Here is a 12,159-nt window from a genome sequence, read left to right on the forward strand (position 1 = left end):
TATCTCTCTAAGTATTGCTAGACGGAAATACCAACATGGCATCGCCGTAACTAAAAAATCGGTATTGCTCAGCGACCGCTTCGCCGTATGCCGCTAACACTGCATCGCGGCCGGCAAAGGCGCTGATCAACATAATTAGCGTGGACTCGGGTAAATGGAAGTTGGTCACAATCACATCCACACTGCGGAACTGATAACCGGGATAAATAAATATACGACTGTCACCAGAAAACGCGGCAATCTCACCTGACTGCGAAGCAGACTCCAGACTGCGCACACTGGTTGTGCCCACCGCCACCACGCGACCGCCACGCGCTCGCGTTGCGCGCACTTGCTCACACACTGCTTCGCTCACCTCGATGTATTCGGCATGCATCTGATGATCGCGGATATCGTCAGCGCGAACCGGCTGAAACGTCCCTGCGCCAACGTGAAGCGTAACAAACGCGATCTCAACGCCGAGATCACGGCACTCCTGCATTAACGCATCAGTAAAATGTAAACCTGCGGTTGGAGCTGCCACTGCGCCATCGCGGCTGGCATACACAGTTTGGTAGCGCTCGCGATCATCCAACGCATCTTCGCGTTCTATATAAGGCGGCAGTGGCATATGACCAATACGATCAAGCACCTCTAACACCGGCGAGGCAAAGCGCAATTCAAACAAGGCATCATGACGACCTAACACCGTCGCAACATCATCACCCGGCTCCGCCTCAGTGCTACTGCAAAGCCGCAGCTCCGCACCCGCCTTAGGCGATTTACTGGAACGCACATGAGCCAAAACTTTATGATCATCAAGCAGACGTTCAATCAAAATCTCGATGCGACCGCCGGTGCCCTTAACCGCAAATAAGCGCGCAGGAATAACGCGGGTATTATTAAAAACCAGCAAATCCCCCGCTCGTAAATAAGAGGGTAAATTCTTGAATTGACGATGCTCACAGCGCTGATTTTCACCCAGCACCAACAAGCGGCTGCCGTCGCGCTCAGGCATGGGGTAATACGCTATTAAGCTATCGGGAAGCTCAAAACTAAAATCGCTGCGCCGCATAATGTCTGCTTTCAACCGGAAGGGCGCAAGATTAGCGGAAAATCCCAGCGGACTCCACCGAAGTAGATCATTCTATAACCAGCTTTAGACACTTTATTAAATAAAACTCCTCCGTCGATTGACCCCACGAAAAAGCTTGTTATAATCCCGCCCCACTTACATGCCAGTGTGGTGAAATTGGTAGACACGCTAGATTCAAAATCTGGTTCTTTCGGGAGTGGCGGTTCGAGTCCGCCCACTGGTACCATGTAAGCTCATCAAATAAATTAAGTTGCTCTGCCTATGAGCAATTCGATTTACTCGCAAGAAATACCACCAACTCTAAATTACAAATTGCTAATCTGGCTTTACATCACTTTGCTTTCCATAAGAGCGGGCTCCCTTTACACTCTTGCGCAATTCAATAAAGCGATGAGGCACTTAGCCGATGGCGGCCAGTGATCAACAGCGTCAACAATTGCGTCACATCAGTGCGCAACTCAGTGAAATACTTGATAGCAGCCAAACCTTAGGCGGCAGCGATGACCAACTTGCAGAGATAGAAGCTGCACTGTCTGCGTTAAGCACCAAAATGGCGACGCTGCGCGATCGCAAATTGCTCGAGTTTTACAACCCCGACTTTGCTGGTGACTTTCGCAATATTCTTCCCTGCAGCCCCATCAGCGGATACTTCAACCCCATTGCACCAGATTTACGCATCTGGCAAGAGCAAGACCGCGTATACGCTGAGGGCTCCTTTGGGAAAATTCACGAAGGGCCACCAGACTGTGTGCACGGTGGTATTATCAGCGCGGTTTATGATCAAGTTCTTGCGTTTGCAGCCCTAGCCAATGAACTACCCAGCATGACTGCCAGCTTGACGGTGAAATATCGCAAACCTACGCCACTGCTTAAGCCAATCCGCTTTTCCACATGGCTAGAAAAACGTAAAGATCGCCACATCATCATTAAGGGTGAATGCCACAGCGGTGATATGCTATTAAGCAGCGCAGAAGGCCTTTTTATTATGTATAAGAAAAACAGCACGGGAAATTAAGGAATAGCACAAACATGATGACAAAATACGCTACCCCGCTGGCAATAAGCATCAGCTTAGCATCTGGATTAACTCTCGCTACAGAGGATACACCTACCGCACCGGAAACCGTTGCGGTGACGGCAGACCGAATTGAAAAACAAGTTAATGAACAAAGCCTAGCACTCACGATCATCAGCCAAGAAGATATTGAAAGCATAGGTCACACCCATATTAGCCAAGTATTAAACCAAGTACCCGGCGTAACGATTAGCCGCGGCAACGGCCAAGAAAGTCTTACCGCAATGCGTTCTGGCGTTCTCACTGGCACCGGCAGCTGTGGCGCCTTTTATTTTGCCGAAGACGGCATACCTTTGCGCGCACCCGGCTTTTGCAATGTAAATGAGCTCTTTGATGTCAACGCCGAGCAAGCCGCTCGCATAGAAGTCATTCGCGGCCCAGGAACGGCGGTACACGGCACCAATGCACTAAACGGCGTAATCAATGTGATTAGCCAAGCCCCCGCAACCGAAGCGGAATCTCATCTATCTATTGAAGCTGGCCCAGACAAATATGGCCGCATAAAAGCCAGTCACAGCGACACCAATGGCAAGCATGGTTACCGCATTAGCCTGCAGGGCAATCACGATGACGGCTATAAAGACGAATCTGGCTTTGACCAGCAAAAAATGAATTTGCGCCACGACTATCACGGCGAGACATGGAATATTCAATCCATGTTAGCGGCGAGTAATCTTAACCAAGAAACCGCCGGTTATATTTTAGGTAAAGACGCCTACAAAGACGCAAGCCGCAAGCGAGAAAACCCCAACCCCGAGGCTTTTAGAAACAGCAGTAGCGTCCGTTATTACAGCCGCTTTGAGCGTGAAGGTGAGCGGGACAGCCGTTTTATCGTCACACCATATTTGCGCTACACCGAGATGGAGTTTCTGCAACATTTTTTACCTGGCACCCCGCTTGAAGAAAACGGTGAGCGTACCGCTGGCCTGCAAAGCGCCTTTTACCAAAACTACAGCGAGAACGTCACGCTTTATAACGGCTTCGATATGGAAGTAACCAAAGCCTATTTAAAGCAGTCACAGAATCAAGCGAGTTTTGCGGCGTTCCCAACGGGTCAACACTACGACTATGAAGTCGACGCCTTATACGGCGCGTGGTTTGTCGGTGGTGACTGGCAGGCGACCAGCACTACCAAAGTCAATTTTGGCGGCCGCTACGATATTCAATTTTATGACTATGACAATCTAATACTCGACGGTAACTCCGCCGCCGACGGCAGTGCCTGCCCTTCTGGCACCTGTCGCTACGCGCGACCAGTCGACGATAAAGAGCGCTTCCGTAACAGCTCCTTTAATCTCGGCGTGATTCAAAATTTAAGCAAACACACCGATATAGTTGCCAATGCCGCGCACGGCTTTCGAGCGCCACAGGCTGCCGAGCTATATCGCCTGCAAGCTCAGCAACTTAATGCTGATCTTGAAGAGGAATCACTGAACAGTTTCGAAATTGGTTTACGTGGCAGCTGGGACACATTCCAATATCGTATATCCACCTACTGGATGCACAAAAACGACGTCATCATTCAAGACAGTAATCGCAGTAATGTTAACGGTGGCAAGACGATCGACCGCGGCGTAGAAGCCAACTTCAGCTGGCACATTACGCCAAATTTGATGTGGCAACTGCAAGCCAGCTATAGCAAACATCAATACGACAATGATGCGCTAACAACAAAGGGAAATGAAATCGACACGGCGCCACGCCAGCTAGCAGGCACACTGGTTCGCTGGTCACCTTTTGCCAGCACCCGTATTGAGCTGGAGATTCAACACCAAGGTGAATACTTCCTTGAAGAAGATAATCTACACCGCTACCCAGACCACACCCTCAGTAACTTACGCTGGCGCCAGCAATACAGTGAGCAGCTATACTCCGTGCTTAGAATCAACAACCTCACCGACATTGATTATGCCGAACGCGCTGATTATGCCTTCGGCGACTACCGCTATTTTATCGGCGAACCACGCGCGATCTATCTTGAGCTAGGGGTGGACTTTTAAGCGAGGTGGAATTTCAAAAATCACGCCTAATTAGCAGTGTTTGTGTGACGATGTTCACAGCTACGCCAAACATCTATGTTACCGCTGAGCAATATCGTTATATTTGAAACACATTCAATGATATTAGGTCACTGCAATGGGCTTCATCAAAATACTAACTGTTGTCTCAGCGTTGATTATCACCCACAGCGCCCTTGCCGATCCCAAGCAAGAACCCAAGAGCCACTCAATTATAGCGATGTGGTCCTCTTGGATTAAAGATCTCAAACCCAAAACCGAGAGCAGCGCGTGGCCAGAACTACCAAAAATCAGCACGCGCTTTCATATTGAAACCCAAGCAAGCCAATTTAAGCTACGCAAGGGCGATAAAATGGTTCTCACCATTAGTCCTGTAGGTATGTCGCTGAGCTCACGTTTTTAGACCTACTATTGAAAAGCAGCTAAACCAACAGCTTTGCGCACTTTTGCCAACATCGGCGCGGCCTGCGCCCTCGCTTTTTCTGCACCTTTTTTAAGTTCTGCCTCAAGGAATTCACCGTCGGCTAAAATCGCCTCGTAACGCTCGCGCGCGGGAGCAAGCTGAGTATTAATTAACTCAAACAAGTCTTTTTTCGCTTGGCCCCAGGCGATACCGTCGGCAAACTTCTGACGCATTTCCGCTGTCTCTGCGGGTGTAGCAAAGGCCTGCCATATTTCGAATACCGTTGAGCTGTCTGGATCTTTGGGCTCACCAGGTTCTAGCAAATTGGTTTTGATCTTATTAATGTGTTTTTGCAGCTTCTTTTCTGGCAAAAACAAGGGAATAGTATTGCCGTAGCTTTTACTCATCTTACGCCCGTCTAAACCACTCAAGACCGCAACATTGTCAACAACCGCTTCTGGAAGAACAAAGGTGTCACCGTACAAATGATTAAAACGCTGTGCCATATCGCGGGCCATTTCGATGTGCTGAATCTGGTCTCGGCCCACCGGCACCTTACTGGCGTTAAACATTAAAATATCTGCTGCCATTAAAATCGGATAGCTGAACAATCCCATCGTAACGCCAAAATCAGAGTCATCGCCGTTTTCCTCATTGGCTTGCACCGCGGCTTTGTAGGCGTGGGAACGGTTCATTAAACCCTTTGCGCACACACAGGTAAGAATCCAGCTCAGCTCGGTAATCTCAGGAACGTCTGACTGTCGATAAAAGGTCGTCGAGTCAGTATCTAAACCTAGTGCCAACCAGGTTGCGGCAATTTCACGACTAGACTGATGCACCATGGCAGGCTCAGAACTTTTAATCAGCGCGTGATAATCGGCAAGAAAGAAAAATGCATCCAACTCACCACGCTGACTTTCTGCAATGGCAGGACGAATTGCGCCAACGTAGTTTCCTAAATGCGGCGTTCCGGTAGTCGTAATGCCGGTAAGTACCCGCTGCTTAGCCATAATTTTTTCCTGTTCGATTTTGAGGCGGTGTTGCAATCAGCCGCTGCTTTGAATAAAGGCGCTTATGATACTGGCTCGACACTGCGGTGTCAGTAATCCGTACACCCCATAGATATTACAAAAGATCTTCAAAGATTTGCTTATAGCGCGGCGCCAATTGCCGCCAACTTAAAGCACTAACATCTACAGGCACTGAATTACCTCGCACTTTTTGGAGCAGTAGATTTTGCAATTGTATTCTGCAAGCGCCAGCCTCTAATTGCAGATCATCACTCGCGGTATAGCGATACGCCTCACCAAACCACTCTGAGTAACACAGACGATCGGGAATGAGTGGCGTACAGCCCTGCGCGACCGCCTCTAATATCGCTAACCCCTGAAAATCATGTATAGCGGTAGACAAAACCACATCACAGCGCGACAACATCTCCTCGTAACGGCGAGCGTCGGCAACATAACCCCACTGACACAGCGTCAACACATCACTGTGCTCAATTACCGCCTTAATTTCTGCAAATTCTTCCGGATGATGCCTAAACTGTTGACCTGCAATATAAAAATCGAGTGGCAGCGCGTGCTCTGCGCACTCCTTCACTAAAGCCAATAAGCGATCTGGCCCCTTGTCGTACTCCCAGCGGTGATTCCACAGTACACTTAATCGCGCGCCGGCGGGGCGAGGGGTATAGTCGTGAAGTTCGATTCCAACCGGCAACACTTGCGAATGTGCGAGCTGGGCCGCCACCTCGGCACGGGGTGCAAAATCAGGCAGCTTTGCCAACAGACTATCGGCACCGTCTAATAAGGTGCGGCGATTATAGTCGCTATTAAAAAGCACCTTATCCGCCGCCAAGGCAGTATAAATATTAAGTATTTGCGGCTCCACCCCACTACGCTGCTGGACATTTTGAGGATAACTAAACTGGTTCTCATGAAAATAAACCACGGTGGGAATCCGACCTAATTCCGGCACCAAACCACGCAGCGCAGACAGGTCGGTCATCGATGTCGCCAGTACGACATCATAGGGCGCCGTTAGCAGCGCCCGCTGTTGCATTGCCCAGCTCAAGCTGTTGCCGCGAATACGCCAACTAAAGTAGCGCGCCGGCAAACTTAATACCGTCCATTCAATATTCGGCAAATGTCGCATTAGGCCATCTAGCCAATGACGATGGCTGTCAGCGTGGTAAGCCGATAAGACCAACACTCTCATATTATTCAAACCGTTCCGTTCAATGACTGAATCGTAAATTGACGCATGATAACTGCTCCATTACCCTCTTCGCCTATTACAACTACTTGGACTCAGCGACTGATATGCGCCAATACACTACCCTACAGTGGGACAACACCAACGGCATTGCCAAAATCACTTTGAATCGTCCCGATGCGGCCAACAGCGTCAATCTTGAAATGGCGCAGGAACTCATGCACGCGGCAATGGTTTGCGACGAAGATAGCAGCGTTCGCGCCGTGATCCTAACCGCCACTGGCAATATGTTTTGTGCAGGCGGCGACGTGCCGAGCTTTAAAGCAGCGGGCGATGATGTCGGTTTATTACTGAAGGATGTAACCGCTTGTTTGCACTCTGCTAATGCCCGCTTCGCCCGCATGACGGCTCCACTCATCATTGCTATTAACGGAACCGCCGCTGGTGCAGGTTTTAGTCTAGCGGTTTCAGGCGATATCGTCCTTGCCGCCGAAACAGCAAAATTTACTATGGCTTATACCGGCATTGGCGCCAGCCCTGATGGCGGTGCCAGCGTGTATTTGCCGCGTCTTATTGGTTTACGACGCACCCAAGAACTCATGTTTACTAACCGCGTACTGTCTGCTCAAGAAGCGCTGGATTGGGGATTGCTCACCAAAGTGGTCTCATCAGAAAACCTCATGACTGAAGCCGAAGCCCTTGCCAATAAACTCGCCAGCGGGCCTAAAATGGCCCACGGCCAAATCAAGCAGCTACTGCTGGGCAGTTACGCAAACTCACTAGAAACCCAGTTAGAAATTGAAAGTCGCGGTATAGCCAAATGTGTTAGCAGCCCAGAAGGCCGCGAAGGCCTACAGGCATTTTCTGAAAAGCGTAAGCCAGATTTTAAATCGGTAAGCTAAAGCCCCTGATTTAGCACTGAAAGTCAGCCCTGGCTTTTAGTGCTCGCCAGCATCGACAACCGAGTCTAGCTGATAATACTTGGTCAATACCTTCGTTAAGTTATACGCATCTTTGCTGCCAGCCAGCTCCCGAATAGAATGCATAGCAAAGGTCGGCACACCGATATCCAAGGTTTTCACCCCAATCGCCGACGCCGTTAGCGGCCCTATTGTGCTGCCACAGGCCATATCACTACGTACTACAAAACTTTGCACCGCCACGCCGCTATTCGCGCACAGGCGCCTAAATAGAGAGCTTGTCTCGCTATTGGTCGCGTATCGTTGATTCACATTGTTTTTAATCACTGGACCGGCGTTTAGCAAGGGGCCGTGATTGCCGTCGTGTTTATCGCTGAAATTGGGGTGGATACCGTGGGCATTGTCTGCAGAAATCATCATTGAATTAGCGATAGCCCGCTGCCACGTAACCTCATCCCCCGCAATACGCCGCAATACCGACTCTAGCATGGGCCCTTGAGCGCCAACAGCAGACTGACTACCCACTTCTTCGTGGTCATTGCACACTAAGACCGTGTGCTCACTGGTATCTGCCGCTAACAAGGATTCTAGGCCTATATAACATGACAGGAGGTTATCGAGGCGCGCACTGGCGATAAAGTCTTCATTCCAGCCCACCATTGCCGCAGGCTGACAATCGAAAAAGCTCAGCTCGTAGTCCAGTACTGCTGCAACATCCTTGCAGCCTTGCTGCCCCAGAGTGTCAGCAAGCAATGCGCGAAAATCGCTAGATTCTTCACTCTGTAAAATAACGACCGGAAGGTCACGCTGCGGATTTATTGAGTGGTTATTGTTGGCTTCGCGATCAAGATGAATCGCCAAGCTGGGAATAACGCCCACGGGGCGATTCAAATTAATTAAAGCACTACGCAACTGACCTTGCGCGTTTTCGTAATTTACCCGCCCCGCTAAACCTAGATCGCGATCAAACCACGGATTGAGTAAAGCACCGCCATACACTTCAACGCCCAGCTGAAAATAACCCTGCCGATGTAACTCTGGCGTCGGCTTAACCTTCAGATTAGGGCTGTCGGTATGCGCGCCGACCATGCGCCAACCCCGCTCATGAACCGGATCTTTGCCACAGCGGAAAGCGACAATAGATGAGCCGTTGCGAATAAGGTAATAGCCCTTGCCCTGCTCAAGCTGCCATTCGCCACGTTCGTCTAAGGCATTAAACCCCGACGCCTGAAGCCGTAAACGCATTTCCTCTACCGCATGGAATGGCGTTGGACTCGCATCTAGAAAATCACGCAGACCTTTGTTAAATTCTTGTAAATCACTCATTACCGCGTTTCCCTCGATGCGCATCCGACATCGAATGTTGTAGTGCTAATAATAAACTAGAGGTATCGCTACGCCCGCCGCCAAGATTTTGGACTTGAGTATAAAACTGGTCAACCAAGGCTGTGACCGGCAAACTCAGTTTGCGCTTGCGAGCCTCGTCTAACACATAGCCAAGATCCTTTCGCATCCAGTCTACTGCAAAGCCAAAATCAAATTCCTTTGCCAGCATCGTTTTGGCGCGATTATCCATTTGCCAAGATTGCGCCGCGCCACCGCTAATAACATCGATCACCGCCGACATATCTAGCCCAGCCTGCTCGCCAAAATGAATCCCTTCGGCTAGGCCCTGCAGCAAGCCAGCAATACAAATCTGGTTCACCATCTTGGCCAATTGCCCCGAGCCTACCGGCCCCAAGAGCTGATATTGCGCAGCGTATGCCGAAAATAGTGGTGCCACCAAAGCAAAGGCATCTGCGTCACCGCCGGCCATTACCGTTAGGCGGCCACCTTCTGCGCCTGCCTGACCACCGGAAACAGGGGCATCAATAAACTGTTGGCCGCAGTCATGTGCGATTCTAGCCATATCTCGGGCCAACTCTGCGGATGTAGTCGAATGATCGACGACGATGCCATTCGCGGGCATATGCGCAAACACCCCGTCATCTCCACACAATACTGCGCGCACATCTTTGTCTGCGCCGAGACACACCATAACCACTGCTGCGTCAGCAACCGCCGCAGCGATGGAGTTGCTCGCTGCGACACCGTATTCGGTTGACCATTTCTCAGCTTTCACGGCGCTGCGATTAAATACCGAAACTGAAAATCCGGCGCGGCACAAATGCCCCGCCATCGGATATCCCATCGTGCCTAACCCAATAAACGCGACTTCCATGTGGCTCTCCGTTTAGGATGCGAGTACAGCAAATAATAAACCCGCCAGCAATACACGGTATATCGCGAAGGGCATCATCCCCATACGCTCAACCCAACTCATAAACAAATGAATACAAGCATAAGCCGTTATCGCTGACACCCCCGCACCAATTGCCAAGTAATTCCATGCTACCGGATCACTACTTTCAATCAATTCTAATAATTTATAAGAACCGGCAGCCGCAATGATGGGCATAGAGAGTAAAAATGAAAAACGCGCTGAATCACTGCGATTTAACCCCAGCATCAATGCTGCAGTAATGGTAATACCAGAACGGGAAGTACCAGGAATAAGTGCTATCGCCTGTGCAATACCAACAATAATTGCAATGCGTAAGCCAATATCTGCTAATTGCTTACCGTGCTTAGCGTAGCGATCAACCACCCCCAGTAACACACCAAATACGAGTGTCGTCGTGGCCAAGACATAGCCTGAGCGCAGATGCTCTTCAATAAAATCGTTAAATATAAGTCCTGCTAACACAGCCGGAATGGTCGCGACGATGACCATCCAACCTAAGCGACTATTTTCCGTCTGTTGGCGTGATGCAAGACTGCCAAACCAATCACCTAAAATCGCCATGACTTCACTACGGAAATACCACAACACCGCAAGCAAAGATCCAACATGCACGGCCACATCGAACGCAAGACCTTGATCTTCCCAACCCAAAAGCGTTTGCGGCAACACCAAATGACCAGAGCTCGATACCGGAAGAAATTCCGTCAAACCTTGAATCGCGGCAAGAATTACGGCGCGTAATGAATCCATTATCATAAAGTCCTGAACAATAAATTAAGATTTTTGCCAAGCAACACTTTCACGCAGGTAAACGGGTTGAGCGTGCTCGGCACTCGTATAGTCGCCGCGCTCATACGCGCGTACAGCGAGCTTCAACACCGCCTGTGCTCGTGGATAGACATCCGTATTTATATTATTGAGTGGCAATCCGAGACGAAACCTCGGGGCATATATCCAGCCGCTAGCAAAACCAAATGCCGCACTATTGCTTGCTGGCACTTCTATAGATTCGGGCGCCCGCAAACTATCCGCAGCTAAGGGATCGGCAAAACCATTCCGATAACAATATTCTCCCCAATAGACCTCATCCATGCGTGCATCTAAGGCCGGCAATAGCACATCACCCTCATTCAGTTGCAACTTGTCCGCCTGACCCTGAGCAATTGCCTGTAATGTAGACACCGCAACCACCGGTTTATCCACAGAAAACGCGAGGCCTTGCACAACACCCGCGCACACCCGCAGCCCCGTAAATGACCCCGGGCCGGCTGAAAAAGCAATCGCATCTAAATCGCCAAGGCGAATACCTCCCTCAGACAGGATCTGATCAACCATTGGCAACAAATAACGGGTGTGGGCGCGGGGCAAAAGGCGGAAATCTTCTCTTTGCCTGCCTTTGTGGAGCAAAGCAACGGAACATGCTTCTGTTGAAGCCTCAATCGCGAGTAAACTTGTCATTAATTCAGCCGTAGAACAGTTACTGTTAGAGATTCTAATGCCGCAGAATAATAGCATATCGCACAGGCTTGAGCGCTGCAGACTTACAGCGAGACAGCATTTTAGGAATAATGATGGCAAACAATAATATTAACCCACACGATGTTACCGCGCTGATCCTTGCTGGTGGCGAAGGCCGCCGCATGGGTGGTCAAGATAAGGGGCTAATCACTTGGCAGAAAAAACCGTTTATCGAATATATATTAGACTCCATACCCGCCGATATTACGCACACGCTCATTAGCTGTAATCGAAATATTGATCAATACCAAAAGTACGGTAAAACGGTTCAAGACGACGATGCTAAATATGAAGGCCCGCTTGCTGGGATCTATGCCGCTATGCAACTCATCTCTACGCCTTATATATTGGTTCTACCCTGCGACAGCCCACTTGCACCTAAAGACCTTTACCAGCAACTTGCCACAACATTAAATACTAACCACGCCGATATTTGTTATGCAGACGACGGGATACAAAAACAATATTTATTTGCGCTGATACACACTAAGCTTGAAACGTCATTAAAAAAATATTTAGCTGCGGGAAACCGGCAGGTACATCGCTGGTACAAACAGCACCATTTTGTTGAAGCAAACCTGAGCAAGCAGCAGAGCGCTTTTAGGAACGTGAATCGCAGCGAAGATCTTGCCGATCTGAATTAGCAAAC

Annotated in this window: 12 protein-coding genes and 1 tRNA gene; 6 read left to right on the forward strand and 7 right to left on the reverse strand. The window is 49.7% G+C overall.

Annotated elements, in window-relative coordinates; translation table 11 throughout:
• Positions 1-7: 7 nt before the first annotated feature.
• Entirely contained in the window at positions 8-1,054 is a 1,047-nt protein-coding gene (gene queA / locus GVJ32_RS02010; protein ID WP_159238375.1) for a tRNA preQ1(34) S-adenosylmethionine ribosyltransferase-isomerase QueA, read from the reverse strand.
• A gap of 162 nt (positions 1,055-1,216) precedes the next feature.
• Here queA and GVJ32_RS02015 point away from each other — a divergent pair.
• The 4 genes from GVJ32_RS02015 (at position 1,217) to GVJ32_RS02030 (ending at position 4,571) form a co-directional block, all read left to right on the forward strand.
• Positions 1,217-1,301 (forward strand) — tRNA-Leu (locus GVJ32_RS02015).
• A gap of 180 nt (positions 1,302-1,481) precedes the next feature.
• Entirely contained in the window at positions 1,482-2,090 is a 609-nt protein-coding gene (locus tag GVJ32_RS02020; protein ID WP_159238376.1) for a PaaI family thioesterase, read from the forward strand.
• Between the two features lie 14 nt (positions 2,091-2,104).
• Entirely contained in the window at positions 2,105-4,150 is a 2,046-nt protein-coding gene (locus tag GVJ32_RS02025) for a TonB-dependent receptor (protein ID WP_159238377.1), read from the forward strand.
• A gap of 136 nt (positions 4,151-4,286) precedes the next feature.
• Positions 4,287-4,571, forward strand: a complete 285-nt coding sequence (locus GVJ32_RS02030) for a hypothetical protein (RefSeq protein WP_159238378.1) — start codon at positions 4,287-4,289, stop codon at positions 4,569-4,571.
• A gap of 5 nt (positions 4,572-4,576) precedes the next feature.
• Here GVJ32_RS02030 and GVJ32_RS02035 read toward each other — a convergent pair whose 3' ends face one another.
• Both GVJ32_RS02035 and GVJ32_RS02040 read right to left on the reverse strand, forming a co-directional pair.
• The gene (locus tag GVJ32_RS02035; protein ID WP_159238379.1) at positions 4,577-5,581 is read right to left on the reverse strand and encodes a tryptophan--tRNA ligase; all 1,005 of its coding nucleotides are present in this window, start codon (positions 5,579-5,581) and stop codon (positions 4,577-4,579) included.
• Between the two features lie 115 nt (positions 5,582-5,696).
• Positions 5,697-6,791, reverse strand: a complete 1,095-nt coding sequence (locus tag GVJ32_RS02040) for a tRNA-queuosine alpha-mannosyltransferase domain-containing protein (protein WP_159238617.1) — start codon at positions 6,789-6,791, stop codon at positions 5,697-5,699.
• A gap of 104 nt (positions 6,792-6,895) precedes the next feature.
• Here GVJ32_RS02040 and GVJ32_RS02045 point away from each other — a divergent pair, with 104 nt between their 5' ends.
• Positions 6,896-7,690: an enoyl-CoA hydratase/isomerase family protein gene (locus GVJ32_RS02045; protein WP_159238380.1), complete on the forward strand. Its 795-nt coding sequence runs from the start codon at positions 6,896-6,898 to the stop codon at positions 7,688-7,690.
• A gap of 36 nt (positions 7,691-7,726) precedes the next feature.
• Here the strand turns inward: GVJ32_RS02045 and GVJ32_RS02050 are convergent, their stop codons facing one another.
• Genes GVJ32_RS02050 through tsaB form a run of 4 tightly spaced genes read right to left on the reverse strand, consistent with a single transcriptional unit; the run spans position 7,727 to position 11,450 of the window.
• Positions 7,727-9,034 carry a M18 family aminopeptidase gene (locus tag GVJ32_RS02050; RefSeq protein WP_159238381.1) on the reverse strand — a complete coding sequence of 436 codons (1,308 nt, stop codon included), beginning with the start codon at positions 9,032-9,034 and terminating at the stop codon, positions 7,727-7,729.
• Positions 9,027-9,929, reverse strand: a complete 903-nt coding sequence (locus GVJ32_RS02055; RefSeq protein WP_159238382.1) for an NAD(P)-dependent oxidoreductase — start codon at positions 9,927-9,929, stop codon at positions 9,027-9,029. Before GVJ32_RS02055 ends, GVJ32_RS02050 begins: the two co-directional genes overlap by 8 nt.
• A 12-nt stretch (positions 9,930-9,941) precedes the next feature.
• The gene (locus GVJ32_RS02060; RefSeq protein WP_159238383.1) at positions 9,942-10,742 is read right to left on the reverse strand and encodes an undecaprenyl-diphosphate phosphatase; all 801 of its coding nucleotides are present in this window, start codon (positions 10,740-10,742) and stop codon (positions 9,942-9,944) included.
• A gap of 24 nt (positions 10,743-10,766) precedes the next feature.
• Entirely contained in the window at positions 10,767-11,450 is a 684-nt protein-coding gene (gene tsaB / locus GVJ32_RS02065) for a tRNA (adenosine(37)-N6)-threonylcarbamoyltransferase complex dimerization subunit type 1 TsaB (protein WP_159238384.1), read from the reverse strand.
• A 113-nt stretch (positions 11,451-11,563) separates the two neighbouring features.
• Between tsaB and mobA the strand changes: the two genes are divergently transcribed.
• A complete protein-coding gene (gene mobA, locus GVJ32_RS02070; RefSeq protein WP_159238385.1) occupies positions 11,564-12,154 on the forward strand; it encodes a molybdenum cofactor guanylyltransferase MobA in 591 nt (196 codons plus the stop codon).
• Positions 12,155-12,159 lie beyond the last annotated feature (5 nt).

The organism is Zhongshania aliphaticivorans, assembly GCF_902705855.1.
Taxonomy (GTDB): domain Bacteria; phylum Pseudomonadota; class Gammaproteobacteria; order Pseudomonadales; family Spongiibacteraceae; genus Spongiibacter; species Spongiibacter aliphaticivorans_B.